Source organism: Oricola thermophila, assembly GCF_013358405.1.
In the GTDB taxonomy this organism is placed as follows: domain Bacteria; phylum Pseudomonadota; class Alphaproteobacteria; order Rhizobiales; family Rhizobiaceae; genus Oricola; species Oricola thermophila.
This window is the reverse complement of the sequence record NZ_CP054836.1, coordinates 438,559-458,293: the sequence shown is the minus strand read 5'-3', so window position 1 is coordinate 458,293 and position 19,735 is coordinate 438,559. Positions and strand designations below refer to the sequence as shown.

At 64.1% G+C, this 19,735-nt stretch carries 16 protein-coding genes; 4 read left to right on the top strand and 12 right to left on the bottom strand.

Translation table 11 applies throughout. The annotated features are described in order from the left end of the window. The first annotated feature begins 1 nt into the window (after nt 1). Genes HTY61_RS02075 through HTY61_RS02065 form a run of 3 tightly spaced genes read left to right on the top strand, consistent with a single transcriptional unit; the run spans nt 2 to nt 3,775 of the window. Entirely contained in the window at nt 2–280 is a 279-nt protein-coding gene (locus HTY61_RS02075; RefSeq protein WP_175275232.1) for a sarcosine oxidase subunit delta, read from the top strand. After that, nucleotides 277–3,156: a 2Fe-2S iron-sulfur cluster-binding protein gene (locus HTY61_RS02070; RefSeq protein WP_175275231.1), complete on the top strand. Its 2,880-nt coding sequence runs from the start codon at nt 277–279 to the stop codon at nt 3,154–3,156. The genes HTY61_RS02075 and HTY61_RS02070 overlap by 4 nt, the downstream gene beginning before the upstream one ends. Beyond that, nucleotides 3,149–3,775 (top strand): sarcosine oxidase subunit gamma, encoded by a 627-nt coding sequence (locus tag HTY61_RS02065; RefSeq protein ID WP_175275230.1) that lies wholly within the window; start codon nt 3,149–3,151, stop codon nt 3,773–3,775. Before HTY61_RS02070 ends, HTY61_RS02065 begins: the two co-directional genes overlap by 8 nt. 70 nt (nt 3,776–3,845) lie before the next feature. On the opposite strand, the gene guaD is transcribed toward HTY61_RS02065, so the two are convergent. Together guaD and HTY61_RS02055 are read right to left on the bottom strand one after the other, a co-directional pair. Further along, nucleotides 3,846–5,159, bottom strand: a complete 1,314-nt coding sequence (gene guaD, locus HTY61_RS02060; RefSeq protein WP_246272897.1) for a guanine deaminase — start codon at nt 5,157–5,159, stop codon at nt 3,846–3,848. Beyond that, nucleotides 5,156–6,382, bottom strand: a complete 1,227-nt coding sequence (locus tag HTY61_RS02055) for a urate hydroxylase PuuD (RefSeq protein ID WP_175275228.1) — start codon at nt 6,380–6,382, stop codon at nt 5,156–5,158. Before HTY61_RS02055 ends, guaD begins: the two co-directional genes overlap by 4 nt. 203 nt (nt 6,383–6,585) lie before the next feature. Here HTY61_RS02055 and HTY61_RS02050 point away from each other — a divergent pair, with 203 nt between their 5' ends. Beyond that, on the top strand, nt 6,586–6,981 hold the full coding sequence (locus HTY61_RS02050) for a DUF3775 domain-containing protein (RefSeq protein WP_175275227.1): 396 nt from the start codon (nt 6,586–6,588) through the stop codon (nt 6,979–6,981). Between the two features lie 29 nt (nt 6,982–7,010). Here the strand turns inward: HTY61_RS02050 and HTY61_RS02045 are convergent, their stop codons facing one another. From HTY61_RS02045 to HTY61_RS02000, 10 genes are read right to left on the bottom strand one after another with little or no spacing between them, the layout of a single operon-like run. Further along, nucleotides 7,011–7,895 carry a DMT family transporter gene (locus HTY61_RS02045; protein ID WP_175275226.1) on the bottom strand — a complete coding sequence of 295 codons (885 nt, stop codon included), beginning with the start codon at nt 7,893–7,895 and terminating at the stop codon, nt 7,011–7,013. A 49-nt stretch (nt 7,896–7,944) separates the two neighbouring features. Further along, a complete protein-coding gene (gene hypF, locus HTY61_RS02040) occupies nt 7,945–10,293 on the bottom strand; it encodes a carbamoyltransferase HypF (RefSeq protein WP_175275225.1) in 2,349 nt (782 codons plus the stop codon). After that, nucleotides 10,269–11,717, bottom strand: coding sequence for a nickel-dependent hydrogenase large subunit (locus HTY61_RS02035; RefSeq protein WP_175275224.1), 1,449 nt, complete (start codon nt 11,715–11,717; stop codon nt 10,269–10,271). Before HTY61_RS02035 ends, hypF begins: the two co-directional genes overlap by 25 nt. Beyond that, entirely contained in the window at nt 11,714–12,727 is a 1,014-nt protein-coding gene (locus HTY61_RS02030; protein WP_197945352.1) for an NADH-quinone oxidoreductase subunit B family protein, read from the bottom strand. Before HTY61_RS02030 ends, HTY61_RS02035 begins: the two co-directional genes overlap by 4 nt. Next, nucleotides 12,714–14,084, bottom strand: a complete 1,371-nt coding sequence (locus HTY61_RS02025; RefSeq protein WP_175275222.1) for a sensor histidine kinase — start codon at nt 14,082–14,084, stop codon at nt 12,714–12,716. Before HTY61_RS02025 ends, HTY61_RS02030 begins: the two co-directional genes overlap by 14 nt. A gap of 6 nt (nt 14,085–14,090) precedes the next feature. After that, entirely contained in the window at nt 14,091–15,605 is a 1,515-nt protein-coding gene (locus HTY61_RS02020; RefSeq protein WP_175275221.1) for a sigma-54-dependent transcriptional regulator, read from the bottom strand. After that, complete coding sequence (locus HTY61_RS02015) at nt 15,602–17,293, bottom strand: hydrogenase maturation protein (RefSeq protein WP_175275220.1); 1,692 nt, start codon at nt 17,291–17,293, stop codon at nt 15,602–15,604. The genes HTY61_RS02020 and HTY61_RS02015 overlap by 4 nt, the downstream gene beginning before the upstream one ends. Nucleotides 17,294–17,296: 3 nt before the next feature. Continuing rightward, the gene (gene hypE, locus HTY61_RS02010; protein WP_175275219.1) at nt 17,297–18,334 is read right to left on the bottom strand and encodes a hydrogenase expression/formation protein HypE; all 1,038 of its coding nucleotides are present in this window, start codon (nt 18,332–18,334) and stop codon (nt 17,297–17,299) included. Then, complete coding sequence (hypD, locus tag HTY61_RS02005; RefSeq protein ID WP_175275218.1) at nt 18,331–19,482, bottom strand: hydrogenase formation protein HypD; 1,152 nt, start codon at nt 19,480–19,482, stop codon at nt 18,331–18,333. Before hypD ends, hypE begins: the two co-directional genes overlap by 4 nt. Beyond that, on the bottom strand, nt 19,479–19,733 hold the full coding sequence (locus HTY61_RS02000; protein WP_175275217.1) for a HypC/HybG/HupF family hydrogenase formation chaperone: 255 nt from the start codon (nt 19,731–19,733) through the stop codon (nt 19,479–19,481). The genes hypD and HTY61_RS02000 overlap by 4 nt, the downstream gene beginning before the upstream one ends. Between the last annotated feature and the right edge of the window lie 2 nt (nt 19,734–19,735).

The window sequence follows — 19,735 nt, the reverse complement described above, 5'->3', positions numbered from 1 at the left end:
CATGATCATAACCTGCCCCCACTGCGGCCCTCGCGACCTCGCCGAGTTCTCCTATTTCGGCGATGCGACGGCGACGCGCCCCGATCCGTCCTCGACGGATCAGGATGCCTGGAACGCCTATGTCTATGACCGCGAGAATCCGGCCGGGGAGCATCGTGAATACTGGCAGCATTCGGGCGGCTGCCGCGGATTCGTCATCGTCACGCGAAACACGCTGACGCACGAGATCTCCGATATCCGCCTTGCATCCGGCACCCAGGCGCGGAGGAAGCGGAAATGACCTCGCATCGTCTTCCGTCCGGCGGCCGCGTCGATCGTACTCGCCCCGTAAGCTTCACCTTCGACGGCAGACGCTACAGCGGATATGCGGGCGACACGCTGGCATCGGCGCTGCTCGCCAATGGTGTTCGGCTGTTCGGCCGCTCCTTCAAGTATCACCGCCCCCGCGGCCTGCTGTCGGCCGGCTACGAGGAGCCGAACGCGCTCGTCACCGTCACCACCGACGGCGCGCGCGAACCGAACGTCCGGGCGACCGAACTGGAGATATATCCCGGCCTCGTCGCCGAGAGCCAGAACCGCATGCCGTCGCTCGCCTTCGATGTGATGGCTGTCAACCAGCTGGCGGGCAAGCTCTTTAGCGCCGGCTTCTACTACAAAACCTTCATGGGGCCGGTGATCGGCCCGTTGAAGGGCACCCGCTTCTGGATGTTCTGCGAGCGTTTCATCCGCCGCGCCGCCGGACTTGGCTCGGCCGGTACGAAGGCCGATCCGTCCCGCTACGAGCGCATGAATGCCTATTGCGACGTGCTCGTCGTCGGATCGGGCCCTGCAGGACTCGATGCGGCGCAGAAGGCGGCATCGGAAGGAAAACGCGTCATTCTCTGCGAGACCGATGCCGTCCTTGGCGGGTCTGCCAAATGGGCCGATGCGAACGGCATGATGTATGCCGACGCCGTCCTCTCCGGGCTCCGAGAGAAAGCAAACGTCCGCCTCCTGCCTCGGACTACGGTTTGGGGCTGGTACGACGGCAATACGTTGGCCGCGCTGGAGCGGGTCGCCGATCACAAGAAAAGGCCGGCTCCCGGCGAACCGCGCCATCGCCACTGGACCATTCGGGCGGAAAGCGTGGTGCTGGCGACGGGCGCGCTGGAACGCCCTCTCGTCTTTCCCGGCAATGACCGCCCCGGCGTCATGCTCGCAAGCGCAGCGTTGCGCTACGCGGCCGAATACGGCGTCCTGCCCGGCAGCGACTTGGTCGTCTTCGCCAACAACGACAGCGCATATGAGACTGCGGCCCGCCTCCGCGCCCTCGGCGCGCGCATCCGTGCCATAGTCGACGTGCGGCCCGCCCCCGGCGCGCGGGCCAAGTCGCTGGCGGACAAGGCCCGAGCCGAACTTGTTGGAGGCCACGCGGTCGTCTCGACGGCGGGCGGCCAATCGCTGCGCGCCATCACCATCCAGGCTTTCGACGCGGAAACGGGCAAGCTCTCGGGTGCGAAGCGGGACATCCGATGCGATACGCTCCTCGTATCCGGCGGCTGGTCGCCAGTCCTGCATCTCGCCTCGCAGGCCGGCGCAAAACCCGTCTGGGATGATGAATTGCGGACCTTTCTGCCACCGGAAAGCAACGGGAGGTGGCAAGCGACCGGGTCGGCGTCCGGCGAGGGAATCGACCCGCCCGCCCCGATCTTGGAAATCCGCGCCAAGGGGCCGAGGGCATTTGTCGATTTCCAGCACGACGTGACCGCCGACGACGTTCGCCTTGCCCATCGCGAGGGGTTCCACTCTGTCGAACACCTGAAGCGCTACACCACGCTCGGGATGGCAACCGATCAGGGGAAAACTGCCAATGTTGCCGGCATGGCGATCATGGCCGAGGCCCTCGGCAAGCCCATTCCGGACGTCGGCACCACGCGCTTCCGGCCGCCCTTCACGGGTGTATCGCTCGGAGGGCTGGCCGCCGAGCGATACGGTGAGCTGCGCCCGGAGCGGCTGACACCGATGCATGACTGGCACGTGGAGAACGGTGCCGGCATGTATTCCGCTGGGCTCTGGTTCCGGCCCGAAAGCTACAACAAGCCCGGCGAGACTGTCGATCAGGCCTATGTCCGTGAGGCACGCAACGTGCGCGCCAACGTCGGCATCGTCGATGTTTCGACGCTGGGCAAGATCGACATACATGGTCCGGACGCGGGCGAGTTTCTCGACCGCGTCTACACCAACACCTTTTCGACACTGCCCGTTGGCAAGGCCCGCTATGGCCTGATGCTGCGCGAGGACGGCTTTGCATTCGACGACGGCACGACCTGGCGCCTCGCCGAAAACCGCTACCTGATGACGACCACGACCGCCAATGCCGGCCGCGTCATGCAGCACCTGGAATTCTATCTCGATTGCATCTGGCCGGAATTGAAGGTCCACCTGACCTCGGTCACGGACCAGTGGGCCGGCGCGGCCATCGCCGGACCGAACAGCCGCGAAGTGCTGGCCGCCTGCGTCACCGGCACGAATGTCGACAACGCCACCCTGCCCTTCATGGGCATCGTCCACGGCGATGTTGCCGGAATTCCGGTAATGATCTGCCGCCTCTCCTTCTCCGGCGAGCGCGCCTACGAGGTCTATTGCGGTGCCCATCACGGCACGCATGTGTGGAACGCATTGATGGAAGCCGGGCGCCCCTGGAACATCGAGCCCTACGGCCTCGAGGCGCTCGGCGCGCTGCGTATCGAGAAGGGACATGTCACCGGCGCCGAGATCGACGGACGAACCACCGCGCGCGATCTCCACCTCGACTGGCTGATCTCGAAGAAGAAGCCCTTCATCGGCTCGGCCATGTTGAACCGGGAAGGCCTGACCGCCCCGTCACGATGGTCGCTTGTCGGTGTAATTTCCCTGTCGGGTGAACGGCTGCGCGGCGGAAGTCACGTCGTGGAAGGCTCGAGGGATGATCCCGGGCGCAGCCTCGGTCACCTGACTGCGACGTGCTACTCGCCCGTCATGGGCAAGCATGTCGGGCTGGCATTGGTGGAAGACGGGAAATCGCGCATCGGAACCCGCGCATTTGCCACCGACCCCGCCCGGTCGGGCAGCCATGTTCCGATCGAAATCACAAGCCATCACTTCTACGACCCGAAGGGAGAGCGGATGCATGGCTGACCTGCCGCCCTTCATTGCCGATCCGGTTCGGCCCGAATTCGCGAAATCACCGCTTTCGGGCGCCTACGAACACGGAGAGTTCGGCGCCATCGGCGGAACCGGTCCCGGTGTCGTCCTGTTGGAACGCTTTGGCATCGCGATAGCGGAAGTCGCTTCATGGCGCGGCTCGGAAGCGAAGATCCGCAACGCGATCCGGCAGGCTTGTGGCCTGTCCCTTAAGACCGCGCCCGGCTCGGGCACGATCAAGGGCGAGAAATCGGCCTTCAACATCGCGCCGCGCCGCTGGCTGGTCTCCGGCGGGGAACCGGCTCTCGCAGCGGCACTCGACACGGCGGTCGCAGGGCATGGAACCGTGACTGATCTCGGCCACGGCCGCACCGTCATCCGCATCGACGGGGAGAAAAGCCGCTGGGTGCTGGCGAAGATATTCGCGGTCGACCTTGCCGACGAGGCACTTGCGCGGGGAAACGGCCTTGCGACCGCCCATCACGACATTTCCGCCCGGATCCAGCGCGTCGGTCCAAACGCCTTCGACGTCTATGTCTTCCGCTCTTTCGCCCGGTCGTTCTGGCATCTTCTGTGCCGATCGTCCGAAGAGGTCGGCTACCGGGTCGAGTGACCCGGCAGCGCCGTCCCTTCTTGGCCGGTCATCTTGTTGTTGTATCGCCGGCCCTGAACTTGATCCCGTTCTAGAGCTTGCCGCGAGAGTGCGCTGTGATACCCGACACAATGGTTGCGACCACCGCGCGATCATCGCCAAGCGTCTGCAGGAGGAACAACTCTTCCGGTAGCGTCGCGATCGTCTCGGACCGGAGCGCCATCGCCGGGTTTGACGCGCTGTCGAGCACGATGAAATCCGCCTCGTAACCGGCTTCCAGCTTGCCGATCTTGTCATTCATCCCGATGGCCTCGGCATTGCCGAGCGTCGCCTGGTAGAAGGAGCGCAAGGGATGATAGCGCTGGCCCTGCAGGTTCAGCACCTTGTAGCCCTCGTCCAGAGTGCGAAGCATCGACCACGAGGTGCCGCCGCCGATATCGGTGGCGATGGCATGACGCACGGGCGGCTCTGTCGTGCGCATCTTGTCGAGGCTGAACAGGCCTGAACCGAGGAACAGGTTCGAGGTCGGGCAGAACACCGCCACGGAGCGGCTTTCCGCCATCCTCGCCATTTCCCGCGCGTTCTGGTGAATGCAGTGACCGAACAGCGTCTTCGGCCCCAACAGGCCATAGTGATCGTAGACGTCGGTATAGTCCTTGGACCAGGGAAACAGCTTCGCCACCGTTTCGATTTCGACATGGTTCTCCGACAGGTGCGTCTGCACGAGGCATTCCGGGTGCTCGCGGGCCAACGCACCTGCCATTTCCATCTGCGCCTCGGTCGACGTCAGTGCGAAGCGGGGCGTCACCGCCACTTCGACGCGCCCCTTGCCATGCCATGCGGCGATAAGCGCCTTGGTGTCGTCATAGCCGGTTTTCGGAGTGTCTGTCAGGGCTTCAGGGGCGTTGCGATCCATCATCACCTTGCCGGCGACCATGCGCATGTTGCGCCTCAGAGCAGCGCAGAGCAGCGCATCGACCGACCCCTTGTGGACTGAGCCATAGGCCACCGCCGTGGTCGTGCCGTGCGCCAGCAGCATGTCGAGAAATCGGTCGGCCATTCGCCCGGCATGGTCCGGGTCGGCATATTTCTGCTCTTCCACGAAGGTATATGTGTTCAGCCATTCCAGCAGGCTGCCCGCATAGGACGCGACCACCTGCCCCTGCGGGAAATGGATGTGACAATCGACGAAGCCCGGCATGAAAAGGTACGGCCGGTGATCGATGTAATCCACGCCGCCATACTCGTCAGGCAGGGCGGACCACGGCCCGGACCAGGCGATCCGCCCGTCCGCCACGGCGATCCCGCCATCCTCGATATAGTGATACGCGTCTTCGTCCGTGGCGCCATCCGGTTCGCGCTCGAACCAGAGTAGCCGCCCCCTGAACAGTCCTTGCTTGCTCACGTGTCCCCGCGCGTCCGGTACCATTGCGCCAGCACGGCGCGCTCTTCTGGAGGAATTTCCGTAACATTGCCCGGCGGCATCGCGTGGCTGACACCCGCCTGCAGGAAGATTTCCCGCGCATGCGCGGCGATGCGAATGTCGGTATCGAGCAGCACGTTCTTCGGCGCCCAGTGAATGCCGTCCCACACCGGCTCGGCGGCATGGCACATGGAGCAGCGCGACAGCACGATGTCGCGCGCCTCCTCGAAATGTGCCGATGCCATCATCCGCTCAGCCGCGGGGGTCGCCAGTTCAGCGTCCTCCTCGACATGGCGGATCGGCACGGTCGACAGCCAGATGATGATGACGAAGATCACGGCGGTAAGCAGCCACGTCCATGTCGGCTCTCCCTTCCGCGCATGCCGGGTGTTGAAATAGTGCCGGATCAGCACGCCCATGATGAACACCAGCGAGGCGATCACCCAGTTGTACGGTGTCGCGAAGGCCAGCGGATAGTGGTTCGACAACATCAGGAAAATGACAGGCAGTGTCAGGTAGTTGTTGTGCAGCGAACGCTGCTTGGCCTGCTTGCCGAGCGCCGGGTCCGGCGTCTCGCCTGCCTTCAGCGCCGCGACCACCTTCTTCTGGTTGGGGATGATGATGAAGAACACGTTGGCGCTCATGATCGTCGCCGTGAAGGCGCCGAGATGCACGAAGGTCGCGCGGCCGGTGAACAGATGCGTGTAGCCCCAGGCCATGAACACCAGCAGGACATAGAGCAATAGCATCAGTCCGGTGTCGCTCTTGCCGAGCGGCGACTTGCACAGCAGGTCGTACACGATCCAGCCGACGGTCAAGGAGGCCAAGGAGATCGCGATAGCGCCCCAGGCGGGCACGTCGAGCACGTTCCGGTCGATAAGGTAGAGTTCCGCCCCGGCGTAGTAGAGCAGCGCCATCAGCAACGCGCCCGACAGCCAGGTCATGTAGGATTCCCACTTGAACCAGGTCAGGTGCTCGGGCATCCGCGGCGGCGCGACCATGTATTTCTGGATGTGGTAGAAACCGCCGCCATGGACCTGCCATTCCTCGCCGTGAACACCGTCGGGCAGCCCGGGCCTCTGCGTGAGACCAAGGTCGAGCGCGATGAAGTAGAAGGACGAGCCGATCCACGCGATCGCTGTCACGACATGCAGCCAGCGCGCGGCGAAGGTCAGCCAGTCCCAGGCAATGGCAAAATCGAGCAAGACTGTGTCCCCTTTGATACCGATACCATGCTGATCATGTCGTCAAAGGCAAGAGGGAATTGAGCCACGAAAGGTGCGCTGCCACTCCGGCGCGGCAGGATACCGCGCATCGAATTCGCCCGGCTCCGGTTGACAGAAATCAATGGAAACGTCCCCGCGCGGTCTAATCTTGCTTCAAGGAAATTGGCAACGTGGAGGACTACATGGCCGATATCGCGATTGACAGTGGCGAACTCGAAGGTCTGATCCTGCGGATGCGCGCCCTGCTGGCCCGAGAGGAGACCGATGTATCCGATCCCGGCGGCAATCCCAGCGACGACGAGGTTCCCGCAGCACTGCAGGAGCTGTCCGGCGACCTAACGCGCGCCGAAATCGTCCAGGAGATCGAGGCGCTCAACGATGACCAGCAGGATGCGCTGGTCGCGCTGTACTGGATCGGCCGCGGCGATGCCGAACCCCAGGAGTGGAACAGCACCATTACCCTTGCCCGCCAGCGGCACGAGGGTTCGACGGCCGAGTACCTGCTTGCCCACCCCCTTGTCCCCGACCAGATCGAGGAGGGCTGGGAGAAAATGCGGGAGTCCGGTGAACTCGAATAGGCGCGCTGGCGGCGGGATCGGATTGCGGTTCAACCCTGCCGCCGCAAACGGCGCTCGGAGTGGATGTTGTAGAGATTGCCGGCAAGGATGATCGCACCGCCCACGAACACGACGACCTCAAGCGGTTCGCCGTAGATCATCATCCCGAGAATCGCCAGAACCGGCAGCCGGATGAACTCCATCGGCGCGACAACCGAGGCCGGAGCATGCCCGAGGGCCGAAGTCAGGCAGTAGTGTGCCGACAGGCCGGCAACGCCGACAACCACGATCCATGGCGCCATCGAAAGCGAGAACATGGTTATTCCACCCGGAGCGGCGAGCGCGAATCCCATGAGCGCCTGGCTCGCCGTCATCCAGAACAGGACACACAGCGTCGTATCCGTCCGCATCAGCTTCTTGGTGAAGATCGTGTTCATGGCGAAGCCGACAGCAGCACCCAGCGCCGCGAAATGGCCTGTCTCGAGCGGAGCCACACCGGGACGCGCAACGACCAGCACGCCGCTGAATCCAATTATGGCGCCGATCAGCCGTGCCCGCGTCATGCTTTCGCCCAGCATGAGCGGCGCCAGGACCGCGACCCACAGCGGATTGGTGAATTCCAGTGCCACGAGTTGGGCCAGCGGAATTACCGCGACACCGTAGAACCACAGGTTCTGTCCGGTGAAGTGAAACAGGTTTCGCAGCACGTGAACGCCGGGTTTCGTCGATTTCACCTGTGCGAAACCGTGCTTCGAATACGCGATGACGGCGCAGACAATCGCGAATCCGACGACAGACCGGTAAGCCATCAGCTCGAAAGTGTTCAGTTCCGCCTGGATCTCGCGGCCCGCGATCGCCATGGATGCGAATGACAGGATGGCGCCCCCCATCCAGAAGGCGGCAGTCAGCGGTGATGACGTTGAAGAAGCCTGCATGGTAGTCGGTGATTAGTCGACGCCGCCAGCAACGCCAAGGGATAAACTGTTACGCATCGGAGGCGCGGGCCGCGATCACCGCCTGGCCCAGGGACAGCCCCCCGTCATTGGCAGGGACGCGCGCCTGCACCAACACTTCGAATCCCCGCCCGGCTAGCGTTGCATGAAGCAATCCGGTCAGTATGCGGTTCTGCATCACACCGCCGGACAGGGCGATGCGGAACGCGTTCGACGTCTCCGCGATCTCGATCGCCGTCCCCGCGAGCGCGCTGGCGATCCCGCAATGGAATTTCGCCGCGATCAATCCGGGTTCGACGCCCTTGTCCAGGTCCCTTGCCAAAGCGTCCCAGAGCGGCTGCCACGATATGGTCCGCATATTTCCCTGCTTTGCGATCCCGGCCGGATATCCGCCGGCCCTCTCCAGCCACGGCTCGGCCAGCGCCTCCATTTCCATTGCCGCCTGCCCCTCGTATTCCTGCCGGTCGGGACAAATGCCCAGTGCAGCGGCCACCGCGTCGAACAAACGGCCGGCCGACGACGACAAGGGCGCGTTTATCCCGCGCGCGACCATTTGTTCGATGGTGTCTGTTGGCTTGTCCCGAAGTGTTTTCTCCGCCGCCGTGCCCGCGATCCGCGAGCGCCAACCATCGCCGAATGCCGAAGCCAGCTGCGCAACAAGGTTGCGCCATGGTTCGCGCATTGCCTGCGCCCCGCCGGGCAGAGCCACGGGATCGAAACGGGCGGCCCGCTCGAAGCCGTCATATCCGCCGAGCAGGATTTCGCCGCCCCAAATAGTCCCGTCCGTGCCGAAACCGAGCCCGTCGAGTATGATCCCGAGCGTCTGGTCGTCACCCGGTTCGATACCGTGTTCTGCAAGGCAGCTTGCCATGTGCGCGTGATGGTGCTGCACGCGAACCAGCCGCGCACCGGTTTCGCTTGCCAGCGCCTCCCCCCATTGCGTCGAAAGATAGTCGGGATGCAGATCGACCGCGACGACCTCCGGTTCGAAACGGAAGATGTCACGATAGAGGGCGATCGCCTTGCGGTAGTCGGCATGCGTCGCCGCTTCCTCGAGATCACCAAGATGCTGCGAAACCACCGCGTTTCCGCCGCTGAGCAGACAGAAGGTCGACTTGAGCTCCCCTCCCGCGGCCAGGACCGGAGGCGCGGATGCAAACTCCACCGCGAGCGGGATCGGCTCAGGCGCGAGGCCGCGTGCCCGGCGAAGCACCTGCGAACCCGGCACGTCCACGCGCATGACGGAATCGTCCAGCCGATTGACGATGTCCCGGTCATGCATCAGCCAGCAGTCGGCGATTCCTGAGAGTTTCGTCCTCGCCTCCTCGTTCTCAATTGCCTGGGGCTCGTTGGACAAGTTGCCGGAAGTTATGACCAGCGGGACGTCTGCGGCCGTCAGAAGCAGATGATGCAGTGGTGTATAGGGCAGCATGAATCCGACCCGACGCTGTCCCGGCGCGACGGACGGCGCAAGCGGCTCGCCTGATTTCGGCAGGAGCACGATCGGTGCAGAAGTTGCTTGAAGCAGTTCCAGTTCCGCTTCAGTCACCGCGCAGAAGCGCCTGATTTGACTCGTATCCTTCGCCATCACCGCGAGCGGTTTGGCGCCACGTCGCTTGCGGTTGCGCAACTCGGCGACCGCATCCTCGCTGGTCGCGTCGCATGCAAGATGGAACCCGCCGATCCCCTTGATTGCGGCAATGCCGCCCGCTTTAAGCCGCGCTGCGGTCTCGGCGATCGGGTCGGTACAATCCACGATTCCCGACACATCCTCCAGCCACACATTGGGACCGCATGTCGGACATGCATTCGGCTGGGCATGAAACCGGCGGTCTGCCGGATCGGCATACTCACGCGCGCAGTCGGGACACATCTCGAATACGGCCATCGATGTACTTGCGCGGTCATAAGGAATGGCGCGGACGATCGAGAGCCGCGGCCCGCAATGGGTGCAGTTGGTAAACGCATACCCGTATCGGCGGTCGGCTGGGGCCATCACCTCGGCGAGGCACTGCGGACAGGTGGCCGCGTCCGGCACCACGCCTGTCGACACAACGCCCTCCGCGCTTTCCGCTATGCTGAACTCGGCGATTTGCGGCGCACCCTCGAGCCTTTCGTGACCGATCCCGTCGATGCGGGCCAGCGGCGGTGCCTCGGCCTCCAGCCGCTCCATGAACGCGTCGAGCAGGACCTCGTCGCCCCAGGCCTCGATCTCGACGCCCGCGCCGTCGTTCAGCACGTGTCCCGCCAGCCCGGCTTCCCGCGCCAGGCGCCAGACATGCGGCCGAAAGCCGACGCCCTGCACCAGCCCGCGTACGCGGATTCTGCGCCCGACGGTTCTGCCCGACGCATTCGTCAATGCACTGTGCACACGAGACATGGATCGAATGACCGGACGATATGCTGCACGGCAACCGGCTCCGTCTCGCCCGATCGCACAGGTGCGCCCTCGAGCGCCTGCTCCAGCGGCCCCGGCGTACCGTCCGCATCGCGGGGCGAGAAATTCCAGGTCGTCGGGGCGATGATCTGGTAGTTGGCGATCCGTCCCCCCTCGATCCGTATCCAGTGGCCGAGTGAGCCGCGAGCAGCTTCGGCTAGCCCGGCGCCCTCCGCGCTGTCCGGCATGTCCGCATGCCGGATGAACCGCTCGCCGGATCTCAGGGCATTGACCCAGCCCTCCATCGCCATGGTGACCAGCGCGACTTCCAGCAGGCGCGCCACCACCCGCGCATGCACGTTCCCGCCATCCTTCGACACGAGATCCAGCACAAGCGGATGCCCGCTCACGAGCTGACGTGCCAATGCGCCCACTTCCGCGATCTTGCCGTTCAGCCGTGGTGCCTTGCACCAGCTGTAGGCGCCCTCGCGATCGATGTCCGGAACGGTCTCGCCGTCAAAGGGTTTCAGCGCGTCCGCGCCGCTCCTGTACATTGCGTGGCTGACATCCTCGGCAATCGCGTTGATATCGAGCGCCAGGTGGCCATTGTCGTGAACGCCACGCGGGAACAGCGTTGCACCGTCCACCGTGTAGGCGCCGAAGCTCATGAACAGACCCGCAGACGGCCCCAGCCGCCTGAGGTCGAGATGTCTGGAAATCGAGAGAAAATGGCGAAAGTCGCTGGACTCGGGAGCCTTTTCGGCTGCCCATCCCTCCAGTTCCGCCACGCTCGACAGGGATGCGATCCGCTCCAGCGTATCGCCATACAGCGTTCGTTCGAGGAACCGGCGGAATGCCGACAGGATCGCACTCATCCGCGCGATTTCTCCATTGGTAACGGCGCGCGTGGAACCTCCGGGCTGGATCGACAGCGTGTGCGGCCACTTGCCGGCGAGCAGCCCCATCAGGTGCATGAACTGCGCCCGGGCGGGCAGCATGTCTTCGGCCGCGGTTCCCTTGATCGCCGTGAAGCGTTCCCGCGCGGCGGCGAACCAGCTCTCGCGCGAATATGTCTCGCGAGCGAAGTCGGGCATGAAGAACAGGTAGAAATGGGTCAGGTGGTCGGCAATGTTCTCCGTCGCGTGGACGAGATTGACCGCCAGTTCCCCGTTCGGCGGCATGGCCAGTCCCTGGGCCTGCGCAAGAGCCTTTGCGGCGGCAACCGACTGCGACACCGAACATATCCCGCATATCCTTGGAGCATAGACCAGCGCATCTGCCGGGGGCTTGCCCAGGAGTATGCGCTCGAAGCCGCGGTAGAGCGGCGATACCACATGCGCCTTCTCGACACGCCCGTCCCCGATCTCGAGCTTGACTTCGAGATCGCCTTCGACGCGGTTGAAAGGGCCGACGACGAGCCGTGTCATCGTTTCTTCTGCCGGTCGACCGGGGATCGTGTCAGATGGTCTGCCACTGCGTTCTCCTTTAGCCGTGGCGGCGTTGCTGCCTTGGAAAGGGAGGCAAGCGCGACGAACCACGCCTTCGGCATGTCGGTCGGCAACCCGACCGGTATGCCTGACACCTTCGGGGTCCGCGTGAAGCTGTGCCCCGGCTCCTCGAAGCCCGGCGCCGTGCAATTGATGCAGGGATAGCCGCCGTCGAGGCACGATCCCCCGCCATTCCATGCGCGTGTGTTGCAGTCCGCGCGCGCCTGCGTGCCCTTGCATCCGAGATTTTCCATCATGCATCCCATGTCGCAGAGCTCTTCCGCGCTTGCCTTGAACTCGTAGAACTCGTTACGCGCACAGCCGTGGTGAACGAGATGCATCGTGTAGGACAGCGGCCGCTCCCATTCGTCGATCTCGGTCGCGCCGAAGCGCCCGGCGGCGATCGAGTGCAGCGTTTCGGTAAGCCAGCCGGGATGAATCGGGCAACCCGCGATGTTGATCACCGGCATGCCCGACCGCGACCGGAAATCCGGGCCGAGCAGCCCCCCTTCCCGCTGGCCGTCATAGGCGAGCCCGCACGCCTCGACCTCGTTCGCGCCGGCGGCAGTGATCCCGCCGAACGCGGCACAACTTCCCACCGCCACCACGTGCCCGGCTTTCGCGGCGAGTTCCGCGACCCAGTCCATGACCGGCCTGTCCGTCCCCGACATCATATGGAAACGCCCCGTTCCGTTCGGTCCGCGCATCACCGCGCCCTCCAGGCAGAGAATGTCGAGCGTCTCCTCCCCATCAACAATGCGTTGCAGTATCTCGATCACCTCGCGGCCGCTGGCCTCGCTCAGTGAGGGATGCCAAAGCACCTCGATACCGGCCGCCTCGAAGGTCGCAATGAGGTCCGGCCCCTCGGCGCCGATTAGCGACAGGGTGCAGCCGCCGCAGCCGCCGGACTGCAGCCACAGGAGCCGCAGGGGCTCTCTACGCCGGTGCATTGTCATCGAATGGTACCCTTACCGTAAATTCCGCGCCGCCTTCCGGGCGGTTTGCCGCCGTCAGGTCGCCGCCCTGCTTGACGGCCATGTTATAGGAAACATAGAGGCCAAGGCCGGTCCCCTCGCCGATCGGTTTCGTGGTGAAGAACGGCTCGAATATCTTGTCGATCCGGTCCGGCGGAATTCCGGGGCCGTTGTCGACGACGCGAATGACGACCTCGCCATCGACCTTCTCGCCCGATATGACGATCTCGCCGCCCGGATTGCCTTCGAGCATATCGGCAGCGTTCTGGACCAGGTTGACCAATATCTGGTGCAGCTGTCCCTTGCGCCCCCGGATCTCGAGCTTGTCGGGAATGTCCAGCCGCACGGACGGCTTGACCCTCTGTGTCTTGATTACCCAGTCGGCCGCCGTGCGCACCAGACGAGTGACGTTGAATGTCTCCAGTGTCTCCTCCTGGTTGGAAGAGAAGCGGCGAAGGTCCTGCACGATGTCCCGGACGCGTTCCGCGCCCTCCAGCGTGCCATCGACCAGCGGCCCGATGTCATGCAGCACCCGATCGATCTTCAGCTGCTTGCGCAGTTCCTCCATCTCCTCGCGGCTGCCGCCTTCATCGCAGGCCGCCAGGTAGCGCGTCAGCGCCTCCCCGTAGCGTTTCAGCGCGTACATGTTGCCGAAGACGAAGCTGATCGGATTGTTCAATTCGTGAGCCACCCCGGCAACCAGCCGGCCGAGCGCAGCCATCTTTTCCGATACGAGCATGCGTTGCTGGGTCTGCGTCAGTTTCTGGTGCGCGGCATCGAGTTCGCGATAGGCGCGCTGCAACTCGCCGATCGGCCGTCCGACCAACACCATGCCGACGAGCCGCCCGCGGCTGTCGCGCCGCGGCGTGCAATTGACAGAGACCAGCGCGTTGCCCTGGTCCGGCCCGGCGAGGCAGACATCGTGCTGCGCAACCGAGCCGCTGTTCTTGAGTTCCGGCAGGAAGCCGGCAACCGCCGCACGGCTCGCCTCGTCGAAAATGTCCGTCACCGGCAGTCCGAGCAATTCGCTCTCGCGTCGCCCTGCCGCGCTTTCCAGCGCCGGGTTCACCTGCTGGATCAGGCCATCGGCATCGCAGACAATGACAACATCCGTCATGGCGGCAAGCACGGAGCCGATGAAATCGTGCGCTTCCTCGAGGCGCACGTTCTTCTCCTCGAGTTCCGTTTGCGAACGGACGAGTTCGGCATAGACCTCGTCCATCTTCTGGATGACGTCGATCCAGACATCCTCGCCGCCGTCCCCGATCGGCAGGGATTTTCCCCTGGGCAGCTTTCCCGCGAACGGGCCGCTCTTGTCCATGGAACTGAGCATGCGCCGCTATCCCGTCGAACCGGCCGAGCGGCGCGATGCCGGCAGCGGCTTGACGTTGTCGAGTCCGTAGCGTTCCAGCTTGGAACGGAGCCCGACCCGCGACAGCCCCAATTCGCGGGCGGCGCGGGACTTGTTCCAGCGGTGGCGGATGAGCGTCTCCCTGATTATGCGTGTTTCCAGCGCCTCTATGCGCTCCTTGAGCGTCCCCTCGATGCCCGCGATCGCCTCGACATTCATGGTGCCGGCTTCATCGGCGTCTGCAGGATCCGCCCTGAGAATATGCCGGGAAAGCAGGTCCGCGCCAAGCTCGCTGCCTTCATGCGCCATGACGAGCATCTGCTGGATTTCGTTCTGCATCTCGCGCACGTTGCCCGGCCAGTTGTAGTTGCACATGCAGTCGATCGCTTCCCGGCTGAAGCCCGTCACCTGCTTGCCGAGCTGGCCGACGGCGCGTGCCAGCAATGCCTGGGCCAGAACGGGAATGTCGGAACGGCGGTCCTTCAGGTCGGGAATGCGGATCACCATCCCGGCCAGCCGGTAATACAGATCGGCGCGGAACCGCCCGGCCCGCACTTCCTCGTCGAGATCGCGGTTGGTGGCCGCGACCACCCTTATGTCGACGCTGCGCGTCCGCGTACTGCCGACCGGGCGTATCTCCCCTTCCTGCAGGACGCGCAACAGCTTTACCTGGAAGGCCGGCGAAACCTCGCCGATCTCGTCAAGGAACACGGTGCCCCCGTTGGCCCTCTCGAAGAGCCCCATGTGATCTTCCACCGCGCCCGTGAACGCGCCCCGCTTGTGGCCGAACAGTTCGCTTTCCAGCAGTTCGTCGGGCAGCGCGCCGCAATTCTCAACCACGAAGGGCTTGTTCCAGCGCAGCGAGCCGTAGTGCAGCGCCCGCGCGGCCAGTTCCTTGCCGGTCCCCGACGCCCCCGTCAGCAGCACGGGCACATCGTAGGGCGCGACCTGCTTCAGCATTTCGCAGACGGCATTCATCGGGCTTTCCTCGCCGCGAATGATGCCGTCGTCGAAATCGTAGTCCCGGCGCAGCTGCTCGCGCCGGTCACGGACTTTCTGGCGCGCGCCCGCCGGCGACATTTTCAGCTCGATCGCCAGCAGCTCGTTTTCACGCTGCAACTGGTAGAGCCGGCAGGCAGTCTTCAGCGTCAGGATCAGGCTTTCGGGATGCCACGGCTTGGTGATGTACTGGAATATGCCGGCCTCGTTGATCCCGTCGATGATGTCATGGGCATCGGTATAGCCCGATACGATAATGCGGATCACGTCAGGCCACCGGGTGCGCACCGACTTCAGAAACTCCACGCCGGTCTGTTCCGGCATTCGCTGGTCACACAGGATGACTTGCACCCACTCGGTTTCCAGCACTTCGGTGGCTTCGCGGATGGTCGCGGCGGTCCGCACATCAAAATCGTCGTCCAGGATACGCGCAAGCGATTCCAGCGAACGGACCTCGTCGTCGATGACGAGAATGGTCGGGGCCGTTGCCGAGACCTCGGTCATGATGCGGCCCTCCTCCCGGACTGCGTGTTCGCGCCATTTGCGCGATGCCGCGCGATTGTAATCGGTGTTCGCGACTTTGGCACCTTATGGACGAAATTGTAGCGCGCAACGTGATAGCTTGGATCGAACCCGTGAAAATTGCGCTTCATGCGCTGCAACTCCTCGGCCCTGTACTGTTCGAGCGGCTTTACCGCCTCGTCGCGGGCGCGACGCTCCGCCTTGTCGCGAAGCCGCGCATCGAGAGTGCCGTTGCCGGCAAGTTGCTGCGCCATGTCGCGCACCGTTTCCTCGAAGTCTTCGCGGCTGGTGTGAATGATCTCGTCCGCAAGTCCCAGCGACAAGGCTTCCCGCGCGCCCATGGGCAGTCTTGCCGCGGCAATCCGTTTCGAATTCTCCGCGCCGGCATGGCGAGGCAGCAGGTAGGTCCAGAATTCAGAACCGTACAGGTTGCCCATGTCCTTGTAATGCGGATTGAGAACCGCGCCTTGCCGCAGCCAGACCTCGTCGGCCGCACGCGCCAGGAACACGCCGCCCGCACCGGCATTTCCGCCGACAGCCGAGACGACGATCCGGTCCGTCGCGCGGATAACGGCTTCGGCCAGATCGTCCATCGCGTTGATATTGGCCCAGGATTCGTCGGCCGGGCTCGCTGCCGCTTCGATAAGGTTGAGGTTGAGACCGTTCGACCAGTGATCCGGCCCGCCCATCAGCACGATCACCCTTGTCGGCCGTTTCAAGGCCTCGCGCCAGGCTTCGAGCAGCCGTTCGCAAGCCCTCGTCCCCATCGCGCCATTGTAAAAGGCGAAATGCAGAAACCCGACCTCTCCCAATTCCTCGTAACGGATATCCTCGTAACCGGGCCGTTCCGGGAGGCTTTCGGCCTCGGCGTGAAAAACCGAGGTCGCGGGCAGCTTTATCGCCTTGTCCCTCGCCTTGCGCACATGGCCGATCCACACCGCGCCGTCGCGTGTCGCACGCGCGATCGCGCCGCCCGAACGCGCTATGACGGCACCCGGTTCGCCCGAAAGCCCGTCCGCACGATGCGCGTCGAACAGGAAAACGGTCTCATCGAACAGCGTATCGCGCACGCCCGGCATCCCGTCCGCCGACGCGATCTTTCTCAGCACGGTATCCGTATCGTCGTTCCGCCAGTCGATGGCCCGGTCGGCCTGTTTCGCCCCGACACGCCAGACCGGCGCAACACCCATTGCATGGAGGTTTGACGGAGCGTCGCCCGCCTCGATCTTTCCGATCGCTTCCAGCACGGCCTCGACGGCGGCGTCCGTTACCTCGTGGCGATAGAGACTGGACTTGCGACCATCCCGCATCGCGAATTTCCGGTGCGCCCAGACAGGACCGGCATCCAATTCGCTCTCGGCCTGCAGCACCGTGACGCCCCATTCCGGCTTGCCTTCCAGTATAGCCCAGTCCAGCGCCGAAGGCCCACCGTCGCCGATGGGGCCCGGATGCACGACGAGACAAATCCGGCTCTCCCAGATGGAGCGGGGGATCGCCCGCTTGAGAAACGATGCAACGACGATATCCGGCTCGTAGAGTTCCACCGCCTCCATTGCCACAGCGTCATTGATGTCGAATTCCACCGACACCTCGTGACCTCGCATCCGCAGTTCAACGAACAGCCGCTGGCTGAGGGAGTTGAAGCTATGGCAAAGAAACAGGATGCGCATAGGTCAGCATATCCTCGGCAATTGCTCTCCGGCGAGCCAGTCGACAACCCGCGTGCCGCCAAAACCGGTCTTCATCTGGACGAGATTTGCAGGATCTTCGGTCACCGTCCCGATGATCGCCGCCTCGGCGCCGAGCGGATGCCCCCGCATCGCTTCAAGCAGACGGTCGGCATCCTCCGCCGCGCAAAGCGCGAGAAGCTTGCCTTCATTGGCAACATAGAGCGGGTCGAGCCCGAGCAGTTCGCAGGCAGCCGAAACATCCGGCTTCATGGGAATCGCGGCCTCGTCGAGTATCATGCCCACATTGGCCGTCCGCGCGATCTCGTTGAGCGTGGCCGCCACGCCGCCGCGCGTCGGATCGCGCAGCACGGCGATGCCGGGAACGGCAGCGACCATCTCCGCGACAAGTCCGTGCAACGCGGCGGAATCCGACAGTATCTCGGTCTCGAATTCGAGGTTCTCGCGCTTCGACAGGATCGCCACGCCATGATCGCCGATCGTGCCCGAGAGCAGGATTGCCTGGCCCGGCGCAGCCCGCTCGGCCGATACATGCACGCCCTCCGGCACGACGCCGAGCCCGGTCGTTGTGATGAATACCCCGTCGCCCTTGCCCTTCTCTACGACCTTGGTGTCTCCGGTGACGACCGGCACGCCCGCCTCCTTGGCCGCGCGTGCCATCGACATGACAATGCGCTCCAGGTCCGCGAGCGGATATCCTTCCTCGAGTATGAAACCGGCGGTGAGATAGAGCGGTCGCGCGCCCGACATAGCCACGTCGTTGAGCGTACCGTGCACGGCGAGCGACCCGATGTCCCCGCCCGGAAAGAAGATCGGCGAAATGACATGGCCGTCGGTCGACATCACCAGCCGCCCCTCGGGAACGGAAAACAGTGCTGCGTCGTTGCCCTGGTCGAGGATCGGATTGTGCAGGTGGCGACGGAACAGGTCGCGGATGAGATCCGCCATGGCGCGCCCGCCGCCGCCATGCGTCATGTCCACATTGCCGCTCCGCAGGGCGATCTTTCCGTCGACCGCGTTCATGCCGCTGCCTCTTCCGCTTCCTTCGCCGTTTCCCGGAACCGGCCATAGGTCCAGTAGGCAGCGCACGCGCCTTCGGATGATACCATGCAGGAGCCCATCGGGTTGTCCGGCGTGCACACCGTGCCGAACAGCTTGCAGTCGGTCGGTTTCTTCACCCCGCGCAGGATCGCCGGGCACTCGCAGGACTTCACCTCGCGCGACTTTTTCTCGGAGACGGTGAAGCGCTTTTCCGCGTCCAGCGCCGCGTGAGTGTCGCGGATGCGCAGCGCGCTGTACGGCACCTCGCCCAGCCCGCGCCACTCGAAGCTCTGGCGCAGTTCGAATACATCCGAGACCAGCGACTGCGCCTTCAGGTTTCCTTCCCGCGTGACGACGCGCGCATACTCGTTTTCCACCTCGGCACGCCCCTCGTTGATCTGGCGGATCAGCATGAGCGTCGATTGCATCACGTCGAGCGGCTCGAAACCGGCGATGACGACGGGCTTGGCGAATTCCTCAGCGAAGAATTCGTATGGCTCGGAACCGATCACCGAGCTGACATGGGACGGCCCGAGGAAACCGTCGATCTTCACCGTGCCGAGATCGCGCACCTCGGGCGATTCCAGGATATGGCCGATGGCGGCCGGCGTGAGCACGTGATTGCAGAAGACCGAGAAGTTCTCCAGTCCCTCGGTTTCCGCCTGCATGATCGCGACCGCCGTCGGCGGAGTCGTTGTCTCGAACCCGATGGCGAAGAACACGACCTCCCGGTCAGGGTTCTCGCGCGCGATCTTCAGCGCGTCGAGCGTGGAATAGATCATCCGGATATCGGCGCCGTCAGCCTTTGCGCGGATAAGCGAGCGCTGCTTGGTGCCCGGAACTCGCATCATGTCGCCATAGGTGCACAGGATCACGCCATGCTTCTCGGCAAGCTCGACGGCATCGTCGAGCCTGCGAACCGGCAAAACGCAGACCGGACAGCCCGGACCGTGCACGAACTTCACGTTCTCGGGCATCAGGTCCTGCACCCCGTAGCGGAAAATCGCGTGCGTATGTCCGCCGCAGAATTCCATCAGGTGGTATGTGCGATCTGGCCTGACTTCATGCGCAATCTGCGCGGCGAGTTTCTCTGCAAGGTCACGGGCGCGGAATTCGCTGACATATTTCATGCCGCACCTCCCGTGATCTCCTCGAGTTCCTCCTTGAGAACCCCGGCCTCGGCCATCAGCGCCAGCGTGCGTTCCGCCTCCTCGGCGCTCACCTTGTGCAGCGCATAGCCAACATGGATGAGCACGTAGTCGTCCACCGCCACATCATCGAGCAGCGCCACGGATATCCGCTTCTTGACGCCTTCCAGCGCGACGACCGCCATGTCGCCCGCCTCCAACGCCATCACCTTTGCCGGGATTGCCAGACACATCG